The organism is Rathayibacter sp. VKM Ac-2879 (assembly GCF_015351245.1).
Lineage (GTDB): Bacteria > Actinomycetota > Actinomycetes > Actinomycetales > Microbacteriaceae > Rathayibacter.
In genome coordinates this window covers 336,235-357,242 of record NZ_JADKSO010000002.1, presented here as the reverse complement: position 1 = coordinate 357,242, position 21,008 = coordinate 336,235, and the positions used below count along the sequence as shown (strand labels likewise).

The window sequence follows — 21,008 nt, the reverse complement described above, 5'->3', positions numbered from 1 at the left end:
AGGCCGCTCTCCCCACCGCCCACCCCCGGAGGTACCGTGCCCGATCCCCTGTCCTCGTTCCTCACCGCCCTCGACCTCGTCGACTCCGGGGCGCGCACCAGCGAGGACATCTCGACCGGACCGTCGCAGTGGATGCCAGAGGGGCGGGTCTTCGGCGGCCAGGTGCTCGCCCAGTCGCTCGTCGCTGCGGGGCGGACGGTGCAGGACCGCGCCGTCCATTCGATGCACGGCTACTTCCTCCGCCCGGGCGATGTCTCTCTGCCGATCACCTTCTCGGTCGACCGGATCCACGACGGCCGATCGTTCTGCACGAGGAGGACGCAGGCGTACCAGAACGGCCGACCGATCCTCTCGATGATCGCCTCGTTCCAGACCGAGGACGAGGGTCTCGACCACCAAGCGGCGATGCCAGAGGGGGTTCCCGATCCGGAGTCGTTGCCCTCCACGGCGGAGGTCCTCGCCGGAGTCGACCATCCCGTCGGGAGCTTCTGGGCGACGCAGCGGCCTTTCGACGTGCGCCACGTCGAGCAGCCCGTCTATCTCCGGGCCGACCCGCATCCGGCGGCACACCAGAGCGTGTGGATGCGAGCGCTCGGTCCTCTCCCGGACGACCCGATGCTGCATCGCGCGGCTCTCGCCTACGCGAGCGACTACACGATCCTCGAGTCGACCCTCCGCCGCCATGGCGCCGCCTGGACGACGCCTGGGCTGCGCATCGCAAGCCTCGACCACGCGATGTGGTGGCATCGCCCCGCGCGGGTCGACGAGTGGCTCCTCTACGTTCAGGAGGCGCCGAGCGCCTCAGGCGGACGAGGCCTGTCTCTCGGTCGCATCTACTCGCGAGACGGGCGCCTGGTGGCGAGCGTCGCCCAGGAGGGGATGATCCGCGTCCCGTCCGTCTGATTCCGCGGAAGGGCTCATGAGGGGCGGCCCCGGGATGCCGCTCGCTGGATCAACCCCGCTTCGAGAACGCGACCGGCTCTTCGACGTAGGGCGCCCAGATCTGCCGCAGCTCGTCGGGGATGCGCTCCGGCCGGCCCGTGGCGGCGGTCACCAGGACGAGGGTGGTCGCCGCCCGCGTGTAGAGCACTCTCGGTTCCACCCCGCTCGGCGAGAAGAGCTCGTAGCAGACCTCGAGGCTCGCTCCCCCGATCCGGCCGATCCAGAGCTCGACGTCGATCGGCGCGCGCATGTACGGGATGGGGGCGAGGTATTCGATCTCTTGGCGGGCGATCAGGGTGATCGACGCTGCTCCCGGCCGTGCGTCGAGCACCGCCGTCGCCATCCCGCCCGCCTGCGGTGTGTCGGGTCGCCAGAACGCCTGGATGCGCGCCTCCTCGAGGAGACGCAGCATCTCGGCGTTGTTGACGTGCGCGTAGGCGTCGAAGTCGGACCAGCGCAGCGGAATGGCGACGTGCAGTCGCATCAGTCGCGCGTGAGCTTGCGGTAGGCCGAACGGTGCGGCTTGGCCGCATCCGGTCCGAGGCGCTCGATCTTGTTCTCCTCGTACGCCTCGAAGTTGCCCTCGAACCAGTACCAGTTGGCCGGGTCCTCCTCGGTGCCCTCGTAGGCGAGGATGTGCGTGGCGATCCGGTCGAGGAACCACCGGTCGTGGGTGATGACCACGGCGCATCCCGGGAACTCGAGCAGGGCGTTCTCGAGGCTGCCGAGCGTCTCGACGTCGAGGTCGTTGGTGGGCTCGTCGAGAAGGAGGAGGTTGCCGCCCTGCTTGAGGGTCAGCGCGAGGTTGAGGCGGTTGCGCTCTCCACCGGAGAGGACCCCGGCCTTCTTCTGCTGGTCTGGCCCCTTGAAGCCGAACTGGGAGACGTAGGCGCGCGAGGGGATCTCGGTCCTGCCGACGGTGATGTAGTCGTGGCCGTCTGAGACGACCTCCCAGAGGTTCTTGTTGGGGTCGATGCCGCCGCGGCTCTGGTCGACGTAGGAGATGTCGACGGTCTCGCCGATCGTGAGATCGCCGGAGTCGAGCGGCTCGAAGCCGACGATCGTCTTGAAGAGCGTGGTCTTGCCGACGCCGTTCGGACCGATGACTCCGACGATGCCGTTCCGCGGGAGGGTGAAGCTGAGGTCGTCGATGAGCACACGCTCACCGAACTGCTTGTGCAGCTTCTTCGCCTCGATGACCTGCGCCCCGAGTCGTGGGCCTACCGGGATCACGATCTCCTCGAAGTCGAGGACGCGCGTCTTCTCGGCCTCGCTCGCCATCTCCTCGTAGCGGGCGAGGCGCGCCTTCGACTTCGCCTGACGACCCTTCGCGTTGCTGCGCACCCACTCGAGCTCGGTGCTCAGGCGCTTGGCGAGTTTCGCGTCCTTCTTGCCCTGCACCTCGAGGCGCGCGCGCTTCTTCTCGAGGTAGGTGGAGTAGTTGCCCTCGTAGGGGTAGAGGTGGCCGCGGTCGACCTCGGCGATCCACTCGGCGACGTTGTCGAGGAAGTACCGGTCGTGGGTGACGGCGAGCACGGCGCCGGGGTACTTCGAGAGGAACTGCTCGAGCCAGAGCACGCTCTCGGCGTCGAGATGGTTGGTGGGCTCGTCGAGCAGCAGCAGGTCGGGCTTCTGCAGGAGGAGCTTGGTGAGCGCCACGCGACGCTTCTCGCCTCCCGAGAGGTTCGTGACGAGGGAGTCGCCGGGCGGCGTCCTCAGAGCGTCCATCGCCTGTTCGAGCTGCGAGTCGAGGTCCCACGCGTCCGCGGCGTCGATCGCCTCCTGGAGGGTCCCCATCTCGGCGAGGAGGCTGTCGAAGTCGGCGTCGGGGTCCGCCATCGCCAGGGAGATCTCGTTGAAGCGGTCGATCTTCGCCTTGATCTCGCCGACGCCCTCCTGCACGTTCTCGAGCACCGTCTTCGTCTCGTCGAGCTCAGGCTCCTGCATGAGGATGCCGACCGAGTAGCCGGGGCTCAGGCGGGCCTCGCCGTTGCTCGGGGTGTCCAGGCCCGCCATGATCTTGAGGATCGTCGACTTGCCGGCGCCGTTGGGCCCGACCACGCCGATCTTCGCGCCGGGTAGGAACGACATCGTGACGTCGTCCAGGATCAGCTTGTCGCCGACCGCCTTACGGGCGCGCACCATCGAGTAAATGTATTCAGCCACTTGTGTCCCTCAACCGCTCGTACGTTCTCGGAGCCCCGCCCTCGACCCGGGCGCCTCCCGTTCGAGGAGGCCGCCGGCCGGATGTCGCCGGTCCTCGACCGCCGCACGCGAGGGTGCGCGCGGGAGGCTCAGGAGCCGGGGCCTGTTCGAGGATAGCGTCTGCGGCTCCGCGTCCGTTCAGCCTCGGCCACCCGGAGGGGGCGAGATCGCGGCGCTGGCGAACGCGTTCAGTCAGCCAGGGAGACGGTCCGGCCGACGAGACAGGCGCCCGTCGTGATCGGGGCGGCGACGATGGCGCGCACACCGTCGCTCTTGGCCCCGTACTGCCCAATGAGGCAAGCGTCCGACATCTTGACCGACACCTGGACGGAATCGGCCGTGAGCCCGACGGAGGTCTCGTCGGCCGTCAGCTGCATCGCGTCCTTCGAGAAGCCGGCGGCGACGAGCGCGTCGACCACCGCGCGGCCCGGCGCCTCCGGTGCGGGGTCGACGACCGAGTGCAGCACTTGCTCGAAGTAGGGCAGGTTCTCGTCGGCGGTGCCGTCCGGCACCAGTGCTACCGGAGCGGCTGGCGTCTCGGCCGGAGACGAAGCGGCGGAAGTCGGCGTGTCCGTCGGGGTGGGCGCAGTGCAGCCGGCGAGCGGGAGCGCGGAGGCGAGGAGCAGCGTGGCCGCCGACAGGAGACGTGTGGGCGAACGTCGCGCGGCGATCGTCGTCACTCGGCTCCTCCCGGCGGCAGCGGATCTCGCGCCCCAACCCGCTTCACAAAGGGGTGTCGACCGATTCTAACGACGCCTCCCGCTCGCCCCACTCCGGCGATGGCATCGTCGGCGCCCGGCCGGAGGGAGACGCGCCCCACTCGGAGAGTGCCTCCGAAGGAGCCGAGGGCGGTGCCTCCGCGCTCCATCCCACCGCTTCCGGGCCCGTCGACGGAGCCGGGGCGGCAGACCTGCCGACCGTCTTCGAGAAGCTCGTGGTGCCCCAGGCGAGGTCATGGCCTATTCCCTCGGCGTTGACGGTGACGTCTGTGCCGGACTTGCCTCCCGCCTCCCAACTGCGCACGGCGAGACGCCCCGTGACGATGACACGGTCGCCGCGAGCGAGCGAGCCCAGAGCATTGCCGGCCAAGCCGTTGAACGCGTTCACGGTGTACCAGTTGGTCGAGACGTCGACCCAGCGCTGCTCTCCCCGGTCGTAGCGCCTCTGCGCGGAGGCGAGGCGGAAGCTGGTCATCGCGGTACCGTTCGCCGTGTCGATGCTGCGGGGCTCGGTGCCGATGACTCCGATGACGGTCAGTGTGTCGGTCATTGTCGTGTCCTCTCTTGTTCGTCGCACCGTCGCCGGTGCGACGGGCACGGCGCCCGAACGGAGGGGGCTGGTACCGCTCGGGCGCCGCAGAGATAGTGTCGCGACGAGGGGCCCGCCTCCGAGAGAAGGCGGGCCTGTCTGTGGAGAGACCGACGAAATCGCTCCTGTGGAGAAGAGCTGCGAGGCCTACGAAGCGGTGATGTAGGACGAGTAGGACTTGCGGATCTTGTTCACCTTCGGGAGCGCGACCGCGAGGCAGTAGCCCTGGCCGGGGTTCTTCGCGAAAAAGTCCTGGTGGTACTCCTCTGCCGGGTAGTACACGCCCAGCGGCGAGATCTCGGTGACGATCGGCCCCTCCCACCAGTCGGCGGCGCGGTCGCGCGCGGCCTCGAAGAGCTCCTTTTCTGCCTCGGTGGCGTAGAACATCGCCGAGCGGTACTGCGTGCCGATGTCGTTGCCCTGCCGATTGAGCTGACGCGGGTCGTGCAACGTGAAGAAGACGTCGAGGATGACGTGCTCGGGAATCACGTCGGGGTCGAACGTGACGGCAACGGCCTCGGCGTGCCCCGTGCGGCCGGTGCAGACATCCTCGTAGTCAGGATCGGTCGTGCGGCCGCCGGTGTAGCCCGAGACGACGTCGCTCACGCCGTCGAGGACGCGGTAGACGGCATCGAGACACCAGAAGCATCCTCCGGCGAGTACAAATGTGCGCATTGCGTGTGACTCACTTCCTGTCGCATCGACGCATCCGGAACGCCGGACGCGTCCTCGAATCCAACACCCTCCGCCCCGTACGCATTCCGACAGCCGTGAGCGCTGGAATAGAGTCGGCGGGTGAGCTACACCGCCGCCCCCGCCCGCTACGACCGCATGGACTATCGCCGAACGGGACGCAGCGGGGTGAAGCTCCCTGCCCTCTCCCTGGGTCTCTGGCACAACTTCGGGTCCGACCGTTCCCTCGACTCCCAGCGCGCGATCCTCCGACGCGCCTTCGACCTCGGCGTGACCCACTTCGATCTCGCCAACAACTACGGGCCGCCGTACGGTGCCGCCGAGACGACGTTCGGTCGCATCGTCGCGGAGGACTTCCGCGGCTATCGCGACGAGATGGTCCTCTCGACGAAGGCCGGCTACGACATGTGGCCGGGGCCCTACGGCGACGGAGGATCGCGCAAGTACCTGCTGTCATCGCTCGACCAGAGCCTGCGGCGCCTGGGAGTCGACTACGTCGACGTCTTCTACTCGCACCGTCCCGACCCCGAGACGCCGATCGAGGAGACCATGGGCGCGCTCGTCTCGGCCGTCCAGCAGGGCAAGGCTCTGTACGTCGGGATCTCGAACTACAGCCCCGAGCAGACGCGGGCGGCGGAGGCGGCGCTCGCCTCCTTGGGAGTCCCCCTTCTGCTGCACCAGCCGCGCTACTCGCTCTTCGACCGCGCCCCCGAGGAGGGGCTCTTCCCCGTCCTCGACGAGCTTGGCGTGGGATGCATCGTCTTCTCCCCGCTCGCGCAAGGCCTGCTGACCGACAGATACCTCGACGGCTCGGTCCCCGAGGGATCGCGTGCCGCGACCTCGCGGTTCCTGTCGTCGGATCGGATCGATGAGGCCTACCTCGACCGCGCGCGCGGCCTCACCGACATCGCGCGGCAGCGGGGCCAGACGCTCGCGCAACTCGCACTGAGCTGGGTGCTCCGCGTGCCGACCGTGACGAGCGCGATCATCGGTGCCTCGAGCGTCGCCCAGCTCGAGCAGAATGTCGCCGCGCTCGACGCCGGACCGCTCTCCTCCGACGAGATCGAGGCGATCGAGGAGTTCGCCGTGCACGGGACGACGCTCCTCTAGTCGCGATGTCGGTGGTCGCTCCTAGTCTGCGAGAGCACTCGACAGACGGGTGCTTCACGACTGAACGGACGGAAACCGATGTCCCTGTCCACGCTCCACGCGATCCGCATGCCGCCCACTCTCACCCGAGTCAACGGACGACTCTGGCGCGTGAGCTCGGCCTCGGGGGCGGTCGTCGGCCACATCGAGTCGGTCGACGATCCGCAGGGCGAGCGCTTCAAGGCTCGGCTGCTCCGCGCGGGAATGCCGTCGGGAGCCGAACTCGGCGAGTTCTGGAACGTCGACGATGCGATCGAGGTGTTCCGGGTCGCCTGACGCGAGCCGACTCCGAACTGCCGTCGTCGCCCGCCGATCCACCGACGGTCGGCGTGCCGACGCGGAGGTGCCACCCTGCGCCGATAGCGTTCGCTTCATGCAGTGGTGGAACGAGTTCTCGTTGTGGCTTCAGTCGGCCGATGGCCATCAGGCCGTGTTCCTGGCGGTCGTGCTCCTGCTCGCCGTCGTCATGGGAGGCATCGTCGCGGCGGCCGTGTTCCGCGCGTCGATCTCGCGCCTCCTCCGGCAGCAGGATCACGAACGCAAGAACGCGGTCATCGCAACCCTGATCGACGCGGCGGTCGACGCCTCCGCGTGGAACGTGCTCGGCCCGCAGGAGCGGGTCCTGAGCGACCGTGCCAGCGCCCAGGCCGAGACGCACCTCCGCCTTCTGCCGATCAAGGGCTCCGGAGTCGCCGCCAACTGGGCGTCGCACGAGCTTGCCGAGCTGAAGCACTCGGCGACGACCGGAGGCTACCAAACGCACGCTGGCGTCGCTGAGTTCCGAGACCGCCTCGTCCAGTGGCGCGACAAGCCCAACCGCGCCCGCAAGGCGTTCCTGGCCGACCTCGAGCGCTGGCGGTTCTCCGAGACCGGTCGCCCGAGCGCGACCGAGCTTGCCGAGGCTACCTCGTCGCTCGAGCCCGCTCCGGAGGCGGCACCCGCAGCCTCGTCCGCCGGCTCGGTCGTCGTCGGCGCAGGTCGCGCGGAGGCTCCCGCCGAGTACCAGCGTCCCGCCGAAGCGACGATCGTCCTTCCCCCTGCCGAGACGACTCCCGCCCACGCCGAAACGCGTCAACTTCTCGATGATGTCGAGCGCCTCGACGTGCCCTCGCGCGAGCGTCCTGTCGAGGAGCTACCGGCCGTCGAGAACGCGGCGCCTGCCGACCCCGGCACTGAGCACGAGGCTCCGTCCGAGCGAGCCGCTGAACGAGAGAGCGGCACGCCCGCTCGCCCCACCGAGTGACGTCGGCGGCTCGTCGACGCCCGTAGCAGAGAAGGCCCCGATCGCGAGGATCGGGGCCTTCTCTGTGGTGCGAGTGATGCGTTCCGTACGCCTCAGCTGTGTGCGTCTCGCGCACGAGCAACTCGGCCGACCAGCACGGCGAGGGGCGCCGCGACGATCGTCCACGCGACGGCGATTCCACCGAGGATGGCGAGGAGCAACATGGTCGTACCTCCGTTCCTTACGTCGTTGTAATTCCGGACACCCACACACTAGGGGTCCTTTCGCGACAAAAACGGACTCTGCTCAGAAACACGCCGATTTTGCCTGCATTCTCGCAGTGTGTTAGCGACTCGACGCCCGCCCCGAGGAGGTCTCCACTAGGTCTCCCAGACGGACACTGACACCCGGCGCAAAGGACACGGGTCGACCGCTCGTCGAGTGGCCGTACCGCCTCGGCGCGTGCCGAGGTGCCCTCGACAGGAATCGAGCCCCACCCCCTGGCCGCATGCGCGTCCCTCGCCCGCGGTGTCTAGCGTTGGATCGCCGCTTCTCGCCCTGTTTCTTCCGCCCAGAAGATGACGAGCGCCCCGACCTTCGTCACCCTGCCGCTACGAGCCGCGGGCGCGCGCTCAGACGAGCTACTGGCCGCGACTCTCGAGGCGTTTGCGCAGGCGGCCTGCGGGCTGCTCGACGGCGCGATAGATCAGCTCGGCCAGCGCGACCGTGAGCGCGAGGGACGCAAGGTCGATGAGCGGGGCGACTTCAACGAGCTGAGCGACCAGGCCGAGCACGAGCCGGTGCACGAGGTAGATCGAGAAGGACAGCACGCCAAGGCGCACCGCGACGGGGTGGTTGAGGAGCCGACCGACCCCAGAGTTCGGCAGGGTAATGATCAGCCAGAAGATCGGCACCAGGCAGGCGTACTGGATGGAGTCGGCGACCGTGAGGCGCAGCGTGTCCGGGAAGAGGGCTGTCACCGCGAACACGACAACGCCAATCGGGGCGAGCACGCGAGTCATCAGGGATTCGGAGAGACCGAACGGCGGGCGGTCGCCGAGCGCAGGATTCCAGGCGAGCGCGAGGGCGGCGCCGATGATCAGGCCGTCGAAGCGGGTATCGGTGGAGACGTAGAGGCGGAAGAAGCTCGCGTCGAAGACGACGTAGAGCACGAGCCGCCAGACGAGCACGGCGGCCGCTGTGCCGAGGAGGACGTAGGCGATGCGCTGGTAGTTGAGCTTGCGCCATAGCAAGAGGATGAGCGCTGCAGGGAAGAGGAGATAGAAGTGCTCCTCGACGGCAAGGGACCAGAGCATGCTCGACTCCGGCGGGAGGCCTTCTCGGCCGGCGACGACCAGGTAGTAGTTGGTGTAGTTGAAGACCTCGGCGAGGACCCCCCCACCCGGTCGTCGTGGCGGGAAGCAGGCCGACCGCGCCGGCGGCCACGCAGAGTGCAATCGCTATGAGCGCGGGCGGGGTGATCCGCAGGAGTCGGCGGAGGTAAAAGCGGGAGAGGGCGATACGACCCGTGCGCTCGTGCTCGCGCCGGAGGAGGGTAGTGATGAGGTAGCCGCTGAGAAAGAAGAAAATTGTGACGCCGACGTGACCGGGCCAGGCGGTAGGCGCCGTCGCTCCATGACCGATGAAGACGATCATCACCGCGATCGCTCGGACGCCGTCAAGCGACGGGATGGTGAAGGTTCCGTGAGCACGGGGCAAAGTGGAGGTCACGGCGTGAGCATAGCGAACCGCACCTTTCCCCATTAGGGGGGCGGATTACCTCGACGGCTCGCGTGCCTGCTCGTCACTTCCGAGAAATAAACGATGGCCGAGCCCCCAAGTCGCCGCAATCGGCGGCCTTGACCTCGAGTAGATACGTGCCCCCGGCAGGAATCGAACCTGCGACCAAGAGATTAGAAGGCTCCTGCTCTATCCGCTGAGCTACGGGGGCGTCGGAGAATCAGACTACCGAACGCGCGGAGGGCGCCCTTCGCGACGCGGAGGTGTGGGCGCGCGCAGCCGTATCGAGGCCTCAGGCGCCGCTCGCGAGGCCGACGATCCCTGCCACCAGCGATACCGCGGCGAGCACGAGCGACACGCCGATCAACACCGTGTGCACGCGGAGGAAGGTCGTCGCGCGACCAGCCGCGTCGCGAGCACGCGGGTCCTTGCGGACCCTGCGGAGGAAGGGGGGCCAGACGACCGCGTTCCATACGGCGTTGGCGATCAGGATCCAGCAGACGAACGTCATCACGGGGAACCAGTGTAGGGCGATGTCGGCGTCTCCAGCCGGTGTCAGTGCCCGTCGATAGACTCCCAGCATGAGTAGCTCCCCCGACCGTCTTGTCTGGATCGACTGCGAGATGACGGGGCTCGACCTCTCCGTCGACGAGCTCGTCGAGATCGCCGTGATCGTCACCGACTTCGAGCTCGAGCCGCTCGACGAGGGGCTGTCCATCGTCATCCGACCCGATGCCTCTGCCCTCGCCACCATGGGCGAGTTCGTGCGGACGATGCACGAGACCTCCGGGCTGCTCGCCGAGATTCCGTCGGGCGTCAGCGTCGCCGAAGCCGAGTACCAGGTCCTCGAATACGTCCTCAAGCACGTCCCTGCTGAGCAGCACGCGCCGCTCGCTGGCAACTCCATCGGCACCGACCGCGCGTTCCTCGCGAAATACATGCCGCGCCTCGACGGGCAGTTGCACTACCGCAACGTCGATGTCAGCACCGTCAAGGAGCTCGCCCGTCGCTGGTTCCCACGCATCTACTTCAACGCTCCGGCAAAGCACGGCGGCCACCGCGCGCTGGCCGACATCCTCGAGAGCATCCGCGAGCTCCGGTACTACCGGCGCGCCGTCTTCGTCGCCCCTCCCGGTCCTTCGACGAGCGAGGTCCAGGCCGTCTCGGCCGCCGTCGTGGACGAGTTCGCGTCACGGATGTAGTAGTCTCGTACAGTTGCTTCGCGGGGTACATCCTGCGGAACACGCTCCTGGTGGGTATAGCTCAGTTGGCAGAGCGCCTGGTTGTGGTCTAGGAGGTCGCGGGTTCGAGCCCCGTTACTCACCCCAGTTGCCGCATGTGCGGCGTAGACGCGCCGCAGCGTCGCGAGAAGGAGTGCCGGAGTCAGCGACTTCCGGCCCTCCTTCTCTTTTCCGTTTCATCGACTCTCGTCAGGGGCTCACCCGATCGGCGCAGGGAGGCGGCCAGAGATGCTCAACCTCGACGAGACCGCCTTCGAGAAACTCGTCGTCGACGAACTCGACGCGCTCCCCGACGAGATGGTCGACGGTCTCGAGAACGTGGTGTTCGTGGTCGAAGACCGCCCCGAAGACGGCTCCCTCGACGTGCTCGGGCTCTACGACGGGGTCGCCGTCACCGAGCGCGAGCGCTACGGCTTCGGCGAGATGCCCGACCGAATCGTCCTCTACCGCGAGCCCCATCTGGCCGCCTGCGCCGACCTCGACGAACTACGCGACGAGATCCACGTCACCCTCGTGCACGAGATCGCGCACTTCTACGGCATCGACGACGGACGCCTCCACGAGCTCGGCTGGGCCTGACCTCCGCGCTCACCGACGGGGATCGCTCGAGTCGAGGACGAGATCCGCGCCCTCGCGCGGACGCTCTCGCGCACAGTAGGCGCGGAACTGGTCGTCCCACACCTCCCAGTGCGGCGCGAAGAGATCGCCGTCGCGCGCGAGCGCCCTCCGCTTGCGCTCCCCCTCGTCGGCCTCGAGCCAGAGCGTCACGTCGGCAGCGGCTCGGGAGGCGGCACTGGCCGCACCACACCCCTCCAGCAGGAGGATCGGCGCGCGCACCATCCGCGTTCCCGCGGTCGTCCCACTCGCCCAATTCCAGGGCCGCCAGTGGGCGGGCTGCCCGAGCGAGTGCGATCGCACCAGCGATCGAGCGACGAGGTCGGCCGCCTCGGCGAGACCGGACCATCCGCGGTACAGATCGTCCATGTGCACGAGCTCCGCCTCCGGCGCGTGCGCGTCCCGTAACGCGAGCAGCATCTGCCGGGCGAACGTCGATTTGCCCGAGCCGCTGGGACCGTCGAGCAGAACAGTCCGGGCGCGTCGAGCCACGAGCTCGAGCGCCAGATCCCTGGCCGTCCTGCGCAGGAGACCGATCGTCCTTGCCGGTGGGGGCGGTGGCACGAGTTCAGGCATGCAACACGAACGTCCACGTCCCGGAGGCGATCGCCGCGGCGACCGCGATCGCCGCAATCGCGATTCCCCCCACCACCAGCAGGGTGTCGAACGTCCCGAACCGCGACTCGCGCGCCCACGTGCGGGGCATCTCGGTGCCGAAACCCTTCGCCTCCATCGCCGTGGCCAGACGGCTCCCCCGACGGATGGCGAGTATCAGCAGAGTGAAGGCGCGCGCTCCCCAGCTACGCACTGCGGCGATCGGCCCGCGATCGTCCGCGACGCCGCGAGCCCGACGGGCCATCGCGAGGGTGCGCCAGTCGTCGACGAGAAGCCCCACGAGCCGCATGCCCGCCAGCGCGCCGAGCACGAAGCGTGGCGGGAGCCGGAGGATCTGCGCGAGACCGTCGGCGAGATCGGTCGGGTCGGTCGTCGCGATGAGCACGACGCTCGGCAGGCCGATCGCCAGCAGGCGCAGGGCTACCGAAAGGCCGAGGGCGACCGATCCCTCCGTCACCGAGACGAAGAGGAAGCTCCCGAGCACCGAGCCGCTGTCCCGCCCGTAGAGCACCATGGTCACGCCCGCGAGGGGTGCGGCGATCCACAGCGGAGCCGTGCGCCGGAGCAGCTCGCCGGGACGGAGCCCCGCGAACGGGAGGACGAGCAGCTCGAGCACCAGTGCGGTGGTCGCGGAGACCGGGTCGACGGTGAGCACCAGGACGAGCGCGATGATGAGGCTCGCCAGGAGCTTCGCCACCGGGTTGGCCCTCGCGACCCGGCCCCGGGCCGGCACGGCGTCGAGGAGGCTCACGATGCCACCTCCGCGGGAGCGTCGAGGACGATCGTCGCGTCGGCGAGGGCGCTGATCAGATGCTCGTCGTGGGTGACGGCGACGACGGCTCTGCCCTCGTCCCGCAGTTCGGCGAGCAGGTCGACGAGCGTCTCCCAGGTGCGTCGGTCCTGGCCGAACGTCGGCTCGTCCAGGACGACTACGTGTGGGCGCCGTACGAGAGCGGACGCGACGGCCAGGCGACGCTTCTCGCCTCCCGACAGCGTGAAGGGGTTGGCCTCCGCGAGTCGCGCGAGCCCCAGGCGTTCAAGCAGTTCGTCGGCACGGCGGCGTTCGGCATCGTCGCGGCTGCCGAGCGCGAGCTCTTGCCGGACTCTCGCGGTCAAGAACTGGTGCTCCGGCTCCTGGAAGACCAGGGCGACCCGGTCGGCGAGCTCGCTCGACGTCCACTGAAAGGGATGCGCGGCGGCGCCGGAGCGCAACGACTCGGAGGCGACCACCTCTCCTCCCCCGGGAGGGAGCAGCCCGGCGAGCGTCAGCGCGAGGGTCGACTTGCCGGCTCCGTTGGGACCCGACACAGCCGTGACCCGAGCGGAGTCGATCTCGACCTCGAGTCCCGAGCGGATCGGAAGGGCGCGTCTGCGGCCGAAAACCGGACGCGCGAGGTCGAGCGCACGAGCGCTGAGGAGTGCCGGGGTCGGCAGGCCGCTCGTCGTCCGACGGGCGGGCGCGGCTCCCGGCACCCACACTCCGGCGTCACGCAGGACGTCCTCGGCGCGGTGCAGTACCGCCTCCGGATCGCCGTCGGCCACGACGGTGCCGTCGCGCCCGAGGACCACGACACGGTCCACGAGGTCGACCCAGACGTCGACACGATGCTCGACGACGATGAGCGTCGCCCCGGCGCGGGAGACGCTGCGCTCGACGGCCGCGCGCACCTCCTGGACACCCGTCGGGTCAAGGTTCGCCGTCGGTTCGTCGAGCAGGAGCAGCCTCGGCCGCATGGCGAGCACTCCCGCCAGCGCCAACCGCTGTTTCTGTCCGCCGGACAGCGCAGAGGTCGAGCGGTCGAGGGAGACGTCGAGTCCCACATCGTCGAGCGCCTCGCGGACGCGGGCCCCGATTTCGGCTCGGGGCACGCCGAGGTTCTCGCACGCGAAGGCGACATCGTCGCCCACTCTCGCGAGGACAGCCTGCGTGTCGGGGTCCTGCAGGACGAGGCCGGCGACACCGCGGCGCGACGCGGGCGAGGCGCCGTCGATCTCGAGCTCGCCCGAGCCCGCGCCGTCCTCCTCTCCTCCGAGGACGCCGGCGAGGGCGTGGAGCAGCGTGCTCTTTCCCGCGCCGGAGGGGCCGAGGAGGAGCACACGCTCGCCCGGTCCGACAGCGAGGTCGAGGCCGGTGACGGCGGCGCTGGAGCGCCCCGCGTGCCGCCAGCTCCACCCGCGCGCCCGGACCGAGGCTCCGCTCATCGGGCGCCCGCGCCGACTCCCTCGACGACGCGGCTCTCACGGCCGGAGGCGAATCGGTCGAGTGCTCCGGAGGCGGCCAGACCGCGCACCGCGAGCCACGGCAGCAGACCGGCGAGGACGGCTCCGGACACGATCGACGAGATCAGGTAGACCGACGCGAAGAGGCCGTCGGCACCCGCGTACCACGAGAGCAAGTCGTTGATCGCGAGCGCGACTCCTGCCGCCGCTCCGGCCAGAAGGGCGACGAGCGGACGACCGCTGCGGTAGAGGAAGAGGGCGAAGACAACCTCGGCGCCGAGTCCCTGGACGAGTCCGGAGATCAGGACGAGGAAGCCCCACTGGGTGCCGATCAACGCCGAGACGACGGCAGCGAGGAGTTCGGTGTAGAGCGCGGCGCCGGGCTTGCGGATGATGAGGCCGCCGAGGACGCCGGCGAAGAGCCAACCGCCGCCGAGGATCCCGCCGAGGCCGGGGAGGAAGTCGAAGGCGAGCCCGAGGACGTTCGTCGCGAGGCCCCAGGCCCAGAAGACGATGCCGCTCGCGACGGCGACGACGCTCGCGACGACGATGTCGACCACCCTCCAGCGGAGGTCGCGCGGACCAGGCCGCGGGGCGGGGACGGCGGAGGAGTTGTCTGCGCTGGTGTGCGCGGTGTTGTTCTGCACTGGCGTGCCCTTTCGAAGTGGCGAAAAGAGGGCACGGGTCAAGAAGAGGAGATCGAAACGTTCCTTCGCTGGCATGACCCAGATCAGGTTCGACGGTCGAAGGCTGCTGCCTTCCTCTCAGTCCGGTGCACCGGACTCCCGTGTTCGTCAGCAATCATAGACACCATGTCGTGGTCGGTCGTCGTCGTTCTCGCCGCGCTGCTGCTGGTGCTCCTGCAGGTCATGCTCTGGCAGCGCCGCGCTCGCATCCGTCGGGAGCTGCTGAGCTATGGCACTCGAGTGTCGGCGCAGATCGTGCGGAACGACCCGGCGCGAGGTGACGCCGCAGCGGCGCGGGAGTTGGGGCGCCTGCTCGTCGCCTACACGACGGCCGACGGCGAGCAGAAGCGCGCGCTCAAGGTGCCCCAGCGGCGCGGCGACGCGTGGATGGCGGGAGAGCCGGCAGCCGTCATCTACGACGCGCGGCGCCCGAACGACTCCGAGCGCCTGATCGTGGGTTTCGGCCGTACGAAGAAGAAGTGGTTCGCGGCGCGGCAGCAGCGTCTGCCCTGACCGCTCCTCCTACTTCTTGAGGGCTCGGATGATGCGCGCGAGGGCCTTGCCGGTGACCCAGACGAAAGGGATGCCCACCGCGAGGACCGAGACGACGTTGGGCTGGAAGCGCAGTCCGAGATCGTCCTTGATATAGGCGCCGATCGGCACGACCGCGCCGCCTCCGCCTCCGCCGCCAGCCTCCTGGCCGTCCTCCGCCCCACTGCCACCACCGAAACCGAACCAGCGCAAGGCCACCGGGACGAGTGAGACGCCGTCGACCGTCACGGGTTCGCCGTAGATCGTCGCGGTTCCCGCGGACGTGACTTTGTCGGCCAGGGACACAGCGATGTTGGGCATGGGACCGACCGTACTCCGCGGGTCTCGGGCGCGACAAGCTCCGGCCGGCCGTCCACAGGAGTCGCCCACCTCACCGGCGCGACCAGCGGTCATACTCGACGGATGCCCTCGCGAACCCGCCGACGCAGCACGGCGCGCACGGCCGTCGTCACGGGAACGAGCCTCGCTCTCGCGGGGTTCCTCGCGTTCCACCGTGTGCTCCCGGATCCGTTCGGCTGGCTGTCGGTCGTCGAGACGGCGATCCCGTGGTCGGGTCTCGCGGTCGTCCTGTTGCTTACCGGCGCGATGTCGTTGCGCTCACGCCGGGCCGCCGCCTCCGCGATCGTCCTCGCGATGGTGTACGGCGTGCTGGTGCTCCCCGTCGCCCTGCCCGGACCACCGGTCGAGTCGGGCGCCTTCACCGTGCTCAGTCAGAACATCGGGACGAGTGGCGATGCCGGCGACGTGGCGCGGGCGCTGGCCGCCCGCGGGCCCGACGCCATCGCGCTGCAGGAGGTCGACGGCCAGGCCAGGGACGCCGTGGATGCGGCGCTCTCTGCCGACTATCCCTACTCCTTCGTGACCAGCACGGTGGGACTCTGGAGCCGCACCGAGCTCTCGAACGAGGAGCCGCTCGACCTCGGGCTCGGCTGGGATCGCGCGCTCGCGGTCGACGTCGACACTCCGCTCGGGAGCACTCGGGTGTTCGTCGTGCACCTCGCATCGTTCCGGCCGGGCGACCACGCCGAGCGCGACACGATGCTGAGCGGCCTCGCCTCGACGCTCCACGCTGACGACTCCGCGCGGAAGGTGGTGATCGGCGACTTCAACACCCCGATCGACGACCATCTCTTCGCCCCCGTCCTCGCGGAGGCGAGGCTCGTGCGCAGCGGGGGGATCGGGTTTCCGGCGACATGGCCGTCGCTCCTGCCCGTCGTCTCCCTCGATCACGCGCTGGCGCAGGGCATTCCGGCGTCCACCCTCGCCGTGCTGCCGCCGAACGGTTCGGACCATCGACCCATCAGTCTGACGATCGGCTCCGCGTAGCGAGCGTGTCGCTGAGGTCGATCCCCTTGGCCGACTCCGGGGCCGAACGCGCCAGAAGCGACGCGGGCCGGACGGCGCCCGAGCCGAAGCGGGCGGACACGCCGTCGACCGCGAGCTCGGCGTCGCGCCAGTCGTCGGAGTCGCTCCACAGCGAGAATGCGACGTCGTCACCCTCGACAAGCTGCTCGCCGCGCACCCCGATGAGGCGCACCGGGCGGTGCAGCGGATTCGCCGCCTCCAGCAGGGCAGAGGCGGCCTCGAAGAGCACGCGCGCCACGTCGCTCGCCTCGGCGAGGGTCCGCGAGCGCGTCAGCGTGCTGAAGTCGCCGAAGCGCACCTTGACCGCGACGGTGCGGCAGCGCACGCCCGAGCGGCGCATCCGCACCGCGACCTTGTCGCAGAGGCGCAACAGCTCACGGCGAACCAGCTCGGGATCGGCGACATCGGCGGCGAAGGTGATCTCGTGCCCCGCGCTCTTCTCGATCTGACGGGTGTCGACCGAGCGGGGATCGACCCCGTTGGCGAGTGCGTGGAGACGGCGGCCGGCGGCATCGCCGAGGCCGGCGACGAGGGAGGCGAGCGGGGCGGAGGCCACATCGGCGACGGTACGCAGCCCTCGTCGCACGAGCGCCTCCTCGGTGGAGGCGCCGACACCCCAGAGAGCACTCACGGGGAGGGGATCGAGGAACTCGCGCACTCCGTCGGAGGGCACCACGAGCAGGCCGTCGGGTTTGGATCGGCCCGAGGCGAGCTTGGCGACGAACTTGGTGCTTGCGATGCCGACCGAGCAGGTGAGCCCCAGCTCGTGGTGGACGCGGGCGCGGATGGCCGTGCCGATCGCGAACGGCGAGCCCGCGATGCGGCGCGCACCCGAGACGTCGAGGAACGCCTCGTCGATGCTGAGCCGCTCGACCAGGGGCGTGAACGACTCGAAGATCGCCATGACCGCACGGGAGGCGTCGCGATACCGCTCCATATGCGGCTCGAGGACCACGGCCTGCGGACAGCGCCGTATTGCGAGAGCCATCGGCATCGCCGAATTGACGCCGTAGCGACGCGCCTCGTAGGTGGCCGCCGTGACGACGGAGCGTGCGCCCAGGTGGCCGACGATGACCGGCCGGCCGCGCAGTTCTGGCCGATCGAGCAGCTCGACCGAGGCAAAGAAGGCGTCCATGTCGATATGCAGAATGTTCGCGCGCGGGTCGTCGAGCGGGGTCGTCGTGACCTGTCGCCCCGTGCCATCCTGCTTGCTCATGCCTCGCCCTGCTCGCTCGTCTGCGCCCCTCGCCATCGTCGCACGGACCCCCGACATCGACGCCGTCCGGCGACGAGGGGAATGACGGGAGCCGTCATCGAGTTGTCCCGAGCACCCCGACGTACGGAGAGACCATGACGCACGCGCAGCCCGACTTTCCCGACCGCTCCCCGCTGACCCGCTGGCTCGCCCTGCAAGACCTCGCCCACGAGGCCTTCGCGACTCGGCTCGCCGCGGTCGAGGACTGGTCGGCGCCGACCCCCGACACCGAGTGGGACACCCGAGCGCTCGTGCTCCACGTGATCCGCGAGCAGCAGCGCGCGCACACCCTCCTGTCGGGAGGGGAGGACTCGCCGATCCGCCTCGAGTCGGTCGGAGCCGATCTGCGTAGCGAGTGGCAGCGGGTCACTGCGAGGCTGCGGGAGGCGACGCTCTCGGCCGATCCCGCCGCCGTCTTCCACCTCGGCCGCGACACGGTGAGCGCGCTCGAGCTCGTTCAGGAGCAGGTCGCCGACGTGACCGTGCACGCCTGGGACCTCGCTCGCGCCACGGGAAGCGACGAGCGGCTCGACGACTCCCTCGTGGGCGCCGTGTGGGAGATGTTCGCTCCGCAGGAGGAGACGCTGCGCGCGAGCGGCCTGTACGCAGCACCGGTGCCGGTCGACGAGGACGCAGACCTTCAGAGCCGGCTCCTCGCGCTGACCGGTCGCGACGATCGCCTCGCCGCCTGACATCCGCCGGCCGAGCGGATGCGTCTCCCCCTCGACCCGGGGCAGGATGGACGCGAGTACCCACGAGGGGCGCCGCCCCGACCAGGAGGAGGAACGGACCATGACACGCGTCGCCGTCATCGGAGCCCACGGCAAGGTCGGGCAGCGGATCCTGCATCTGCTGTACGACGCCGGACACGAATCGGTCGGAGTCGTCCGCAACCCCGAGCACGCGGAGGACATCATCCGCCTCGGCAGCGAGCCCCTCGTGCACGACCTCGAGGACACTACTCCGGAGGCCTTCGCGGAGGCGCTCGGCCCTGTCGATGCCCTCGTGTTCACCGCCGGTGCCGGCCCCGACTCCGGCCCCGAGCGTAAGCGCACGGTTGATCTGGGCGCGTCGCTGCTCAGCCAGCAGACGGCGACCCTCGTGGGTGTGCAGCACTTCGTGCAGATCAGCGCCATCGGAGTCGACGAGCCGCTCCCCGAGGACACCGAAGAGGGCTGGCGCGCCTACGTCGAGGCGAAGCGCGACGCGGACACGGCGCTGCGCGACTCCGATCTCGACTGGACGATCCTCCGCCCCGGCGGCCTCACGACCGATGAGGGCACGGGCGCTATCACCCTTGGTGAGCACGTGGAGCGCGGCAGCATCCCGCGAGAGGATGTCGCCGCGACGGTACTCGCCGTGCTCGCTGAACCCACGTCCATCGGCAAGACCTGGGAGATCGTCTCGGGCTCCACGCCGATCGAAGAGGCCGTCGCGCAACGCTCTTAGGCCGCTCGAGAGCTGCACCTAGAGTGGGGCGGGTGAGTTCTCATCCGCCCCGACCCTGGCTCCGGAGCTACGCGCCCGGAGTGCCCACGGAGCTGGAGCTCCCGACCGGTTCGCTGGTCGACATCGTCACGGAGTCGGCGCGCCGGTACCCGCGGCATGTCGCGCTGGAGTTCTTCGGTCGCTCGACGAGCTACTCCCAGCTCGCCGACGAGGTCGAACGAGCGGCGGAGGGCCTGCGCCGACGAGGCGTGCGCGCGGGCGACCCGGTCGCGCTCATCCTCCCCAACTGCCCGCAGCACGTCGTCGCGTTCTATGCGGTGCTCCGACTGGGCGCGGTCGTCGTCGAGCACAATCCGCTCTACACGCCGCGCGAACTGCGCCACCAGTTCGAGGACCACGGTGCCCGCACAGTCATCGCCTGGAACCGCGTCGTCCCGACCGTGCAGGAGCTGCCGGAGGATCTGGGCGTCGAGACCATCATCGCGGTCGACCTCACCCACGCGATGCCCGCGCACTTGCGTGCGGCGTTGCGCTTGCCCCTGCGTCGAGTCCGGGAGTCGCGCGCTGCGCTCACGGGCCGCTCGCGCGGCGCCGTCGAGTGGGAGTCTCTCCTCCGCCGTCGTCTCGACCCCGCGCATCCCCGGCCCGCGGCCGAGGACCTCGCCGTCATCCAGTACACGAGCGGCACGACCGGCACGCCCAAGGGCGCCGAGCTGACGCACGCGAACCTCACCGCGAACGCCGCGCAATCGCGCGCGTGGGTGCCGCAGGTGCGACGCGGCGATTGCGTCGTCTACGCGGTCCTGCCCATGTTCCACGCCTACGGGCTCACCCTCTGCCTCACCTTCGCGATGAGCATGGGCGCACGTCTGGTCTTGTTCCCGAAGTTCGACCCCGACCTCGTGCTCGCCGTCGTGCGGAAGCACCCCGCGACGTTCCTGCCCGCGGTCCCACCGATCGCCGAGCGGCTGGCCGCCCGCGCCCAGGATCGCGGCGTCTCGCTGAAAGGCATCGAGATCGCGATCTCGGGCGCGATGCCGCTCGACCCTGCGCTCGTCGACTCGTTCGAGGCGCAGACGGGGGGCACGCTCGTCGAGGGTTACGGGCTCTCCGAGACCTCGCCCGTCCTGATGGCCAATCCGGTCGGCCCGACCCGCCGCGCCGGAACAGTCGGCCTCCCGCTACCCGGCACGGATGCGCGCATCGTCGACCCCGACTCCCCCGAGATCGAGCTCGCGCCCGGTGAGCAGGGCGAGCTCGTCGTTCGTGGTCCACAGGTCTTCCGCGGCTACCACCGCAAGCCCGACGAGACGGCACGCACGTTCACCCGCGACGGCTGGTTCCGCACGGGCGACATCGCGACGATCGACGAGGACGGCTTCGTGCGGATCGTGGATCGGATCAAGGAGCTCATCATCACCGGTGGGTTCAATGTCTCGCCGACCGAGGTCGAGGAGGTGCTCCGCCGGTTCTCGGCCGTCCGCGACGTCGCCGTCGTGGGGCTACCCCATCCGCACAGCGGCGAATCGATCGCCGCGGCGGTCGTGCTCGAGCCCGGCGCCTCCTTCGATCCGGAGGCGGCGCGGGCGGCCGTGCGCGAGGCGCTCACGCCCTACAAGGTGCCGAAGCGGATCGTGGTCGTCGACGAACTGCCGCGGAGCATGATCGGCAAGGTCCTCCGACGCGAGGTGAAGGCGCTGCTGCTCGACGAAGGTCGCGGCTGACGACGAGAGCACGAAGCCCCCGGCGCC

The 21,008-nt window shown here is 69.6% G+C and carries 24 protein-coding genes, 2 tRNA genes, 1 pseudogene and 1 riboswitch; of the genes and pseudogenes, 12 read left to right on the top strand and 15 right to left on the bottom strand.

The features are described from left to right. Positions 1-36 precede the first annotated feature (36 nt). Positions 37-903 carry an acyl-CoA thioesterase II gene (locus tag ITJ45_RS06695; RefSeq protein ID WP_323742906.1) on the top strand — a complete coding sequence of 289 codons (867 nt, stop codon included), beginning with the start codon at positions 37-39 and terminating at the stop codon, positions 901-903. Positions 904-952: 49 nt separating this feature from the next. Here the strand turns inward: ITJ45_RS06695 and ITJ45_RS06690 are convergent, their stop codons facing one another. From ITJ45_RS06690 to msrA, 5 genes are all read right to left on the bottom strand, one after another. After that, the gene (locus tag ITJ45_RS06690) at positions 953-1,426 is read right to left on the bottom strand and encodes an acyl-CoA thioesterase (RefSeq protein ID WP_194608361.1); all 474 of its coding nucleotides are present in this window, start codon (positions 1,424-1,426) and stop codon (positions 953-955) included. Next, positions 1,426-3,108, bottom strand: a complete 1,683-nt coding sequence (ettA, locus tag ITJ45_RS06685) for an energy-dependent translational throttle protein EttA (protein WP_194608363.1) — start codon at positions 3,106-3,108, stop codon at positions 1,426-1,428. Before ettA ends, ITJ45_RS06690 begins: the two co-directional genes overlap by 1 nt. A gap of 227 nt (positions 3,109-3,335) precedes the next feature. Beyond that, positions 3,336-3,827 carry a DUF6993 domain-containing protein gene (locus ITJ45_RS06680; protein ID WP_323742908.1) on the bottom strand — a complete coding sequence of 164 codons (492 nt, stop codon included), beginning with the start codon at positions 3,825-3,827 and terminating at the stop codon, positions 3,336-3,338. Positions 3,828-3,870: 43 nt separating this feature from the next. After that, positions 3,871-4,416, bottom strand: coding sequence for a single-stranded DNA-binding protein (locus ITJ45_RS06675; RefSeq protein ID WP_194608365.1), 546 nt, complete (start codon positions 4,414-4,416; stop codon positions 3,871-3,873). Between the two features lie 186 nt (positions 4,417-4,602). Next, entirely contained in the window at positions 4,603-5,130 is a 528-nt protein-coding gene (gene msrA / locus ITJ45_RS06670; RefSeq protein WP_194608368.1) for a peptide-methionine (S)-S-oxide reductase MsrA, read from the bottom strand. Between the two features lie 120 nt (positions 5,131-5,250). On the opposite strand from msrA, the gene ITJ45_RS06665 reads away from it, so the two are divergent. The 3 genes from ITJ45_RS06665 (at position 5,251) to ITJ45_RS06655 (ending at position 7,540) form a co-directional block, all read left to right on the top strand. Further along, on the top strand, positions 5,251-6,258 hold the full coding sequence (locus ITJ45_RS06665) for an aldo/keto reductase (protein WP_194608370.1): 1,008 nt from the start codon (positions 5,251-5,253) through the stop codon (positions 6,256-6,258). 78 nt (positions 6,259-6,336) lie between these two features. Beyond that, positions 6,337-6,573 (top strand): hypothetical protein, encoded by a 237-nt coding sequence (locus ITJ45_RS06660; protein ID WP_194608372.1) that lies wholly within the window; start codon positions 6,337-6,339, stop codon positions 6,571-6,573. A gap of 97 nt (positions 6,574-6,670) precedes the next feature. Further along, positions 6,671-7,540: a hypothetical protein gene (locus ITJ45_RS06655; protein ID WP_194608374.1), complete on the top strand. Its 870-nt coding sequence runs from the start codon at positions 6,671-6,673 to the stop codon at positions 7,538-7,540. A gap of 620 nt (positions 7,541-8,160) precedes the next feature. On the opposite strand, the gene ITJ45_RS06650 is transcribed toward ITJ45_RS06655, so the two are convergent. The 4 genes and pseudogenes from ITJ45_RS06650 to ITJ45_RS06635 all read right to left on the bottom strand — a co-directional run bounded on the left by ITJ45_RS06650 (position 8,161) and on the right by ITJ45_RS06635 (position 9,770). Then, entirely contained in the window at positions 8,161-8,835 is a 675-nt protein-coding gene (locus tag ITJ45_RS06650; protein WP_194608376.1) for an acyltransferase family protein, read from the bottom strand. Positions 8,836-8,959: 124 nt separating this feature from the next. Next, positions 8,960-9,283: pseudogene (locus ITJ45_RS14450) on the bottom strand (acyltransferase family protein); the annotation flags it as partial. A gap of 114 nt (positions 9,284-9,397) precedes the next feature. Continuing rightward, positions 9,398-9,470 (bottom strand) — tRNA-Arg (locus ITJ45_RS06640). Between the two features lie 81 nt (positions 9,471-9,551). After that, the gene (locus tag ITJ45_RS06635; protein WP_194609074.1) at positions 9,552-9,770 is read right to left on the bottom strand and encodes an SCO4848 family membrane protein; all 219 of its coding nucleotides are present in this window, start codon (positions 9,768-9,770) and stop codon (positions 9,552-9,554) included. Between the two features lie 70 nt (positions 9,771-9,840). On the opposite strand from ITJ45_RS06635, the gene orn reads away from it, so the two are divergent. The 3 genes from orn (at position 9,841) to ITJ45_RS06620 (ending at position 11,079) form a co-directional block, all read left to right on the top strand. Continuing rightward, complete coding sequence (gene orn / locus ITJ45_RS06630) at positions 9,841-10,461, top strand: oligoribonuclease (protein ID WP_194608378.1); 621 nt, start codon at positions 9,841-9,843, stop codon at positions 10,459-10,461. Positions 10,462-10,511: 50 nt separating this feature from the next. After that, positions 10,512-10,587 (top strand) — tRNA-His (locus tag ITJ45_RS06625). A 141-nt stretch (positions 10,588-10,728) separates the two neighbouring features. After that, entirely contained in the window at positions 10,729-11,079 is a 351-nt protein-coding gene (locus tag ITJ45_RS06620; RefSeq protein WP_194608380.1) for a metallopeptidase family protein, read from the top strand. A 9-nt stretch (positions 11,080-11,088) separates the two neighbouring features. On the opposite strand, the gene ITJ45_RS06615 is transcribed toward ITJ45_RS06620, so the two are convergent. Genes ITJ45_RS06615 through ITJ45_RS06600 form a run of 4 tightly spaced genes read right to left on the bottom strand, consistent with a single transcriptional unit; the run spans position 11,089 to position 14,597 of the window. Beyond that, positions 11,089-11,691: an ATP-binding protein gene (locus ITJ45_RS06615; RefSeq protein WP_228493614.1), complete on the bottom strand. Its 603-nt coding sequence runs from the start codon at positions 11,689-11,691 to the stop codon at positions 11,089-11,091. Then, positions 11,684-12,481 carry an energy-coupling factor transporter transmembrane component T family protein gene (locus ITJ45_RS06610; RefSeq protein ID WP_194608383.1) on the bottom strand — a complete coding sequence of 266 codons (798 nt, stop codon included), beginning with the start codon at positions 12,479-12,481 and terminating at the stop codon, positions 11,684-11,686. Before ITJ45_RS06610 ends, ITJ45_RS06615 begins: the two co-directional genes overlap by 8 nt. Next, on the bottom strand, positions 12,478-13,932 hold the full coding sequence (locus ITJ45_RS06605; protein ID WP_194608393.1) for an ABC transporter ATP-binding protein: 1,455 nt from the start codon (positions 13,930-13,932) through the stop codon (positions 12,478-12,480). Before ITJ45_RS06605 ends, ITJ45_RS06610 begins: the two co-directional genes overlap by 4 nt. Beyond that, entirely contained in the window at positions 13,929-14,597 is a 669-nt protein-coding gene (locus ITJ45_RS06600) for an ECF transporter S component (RefSeq protein ID WP_323742910.1), read from the bottom strand. Before ITJ45_RS06600 ends, ITJ45_RS06605 begins: the two co-directional genes overlap by 4 nt. Before the next feature lie 43 nt (positions 14,598-14,640). After that, a riboswitch (TPP riboswitch) is annotated at positions 14,641-14,748 on the bottom strand. Positions 14,749-14,762: 14 nt separating this feature from the next. Here ITJ45_RS06600 and ITJ45_RS06595 point away from each other — a divergent pair. Then, on the top strand, positions 14,763-15,149 hold the full coding sequence (locus ITJ45_RS06595; protein ID WP_194608397.1) for a DUF3592 domain-containing protein: 387 nt from the start codon (positions 14,763-14,765) through the stop codon (positions 15,147-15,149). 9 nt (positions 15,150-15,158) lie between these two features. Here ITJ45_RS06595 and ITJ45_RS06590 read toward each other — a convergent pair whose 3' ends face one another. Further along, positions 15,159-15,488 carry a hypothetical protein gene (locus ITJ45_RS06590; protein WP_194608399.1) on the bottom strand — a complete coding sequence of 110 codons (330 nt, stop codon included), beginning with the start codon at positions 15,486-15,488 and terminating at the stop codon, positions 15,159-15,161. A 102-nt stretch (positions 15,489-15,590) separates the two neighbouring features. Here ITJ45_RS06590 and ITJ45_RS06585 point away from each other — a divergent pair, with 102 nt between their 5' ends. Continuing rightward, the gene (locus ITJ45_RS06585) at positions 15,591-16,514 is read left to right on the top strand and encodes an endonuclease/exonuclease/phosphatase family protein (protein WP_194608401.1); all 924 of its coding nucleotides are present in this window, start codon (positions 15,591-15,593) and stop codon (positions 16,512-16,514) included. On the opposite strand, the gene dinB is transcribed toward ITJ45_RS06585, so the two are convergent. Beyond that, positions 16,489-17,769: a DNA polymerase IV gene (dinB, locus tag ITJ45_RS06580; RefSeq protein WP_194608412.1), complete on the bottom strand. Its 1,281-nt coding sequence runs from the start codon at positions 17,767-17,769 to the stop codon at positions 16,489-16,491. The genes ITJ45_RS06585 and dinB overlap by 26 nt on opposite strands. 134 nt (positions 17,770-17,903) lie before the next feature. Between dinB and ITJ45_RS06575 the strand changes: the two genes are divergently transcribed. From ITJ45_RS06575 to ITJ45_RS06565, 3 genes are all read left to right on the top strand, one after another. Beyond that, positions 17,904-18,500 (top strand): TIGR03086 family metal-binding protein, encoded by a 597-nt coding sequence (locus ITJ45_RS06575; RefSeq protein ID WP_194608414.1) that lies wholly within the window; start codon positions 17,904-17,906, stop codon positions 18,498-18,500. A 100-nt stretch (positions 18,501-18,600) separates the two neighbouring features. Beyond that, positions 18,601-19,257, top strand: coding sequence for an SDR family oxidoreductase (locus ITJ45_RS06570; RefSeq protein WP_194608416.1), 657 nt, complete (start codon positions 18,601-18,603; stop codon positions 19,255-19,257). 32 nt (positions 19,258-19,289) lie between these two features. Beyond that, the gene (locus ITJ45_RS06565; RefSeq protein ID WP_194608418.1) at positions 19,290-20,981 is read left to right on the top strand and encodes a long-chain-fatty-acid--CoA ligase; all 1,692 of its coding nucleotides are present in this window, start codon (positions 19,290-19,292) and stop codon (positions 20,979-20,981) included. Positions 20,982-21,008 lie beyond the last annotated feature (27 nt).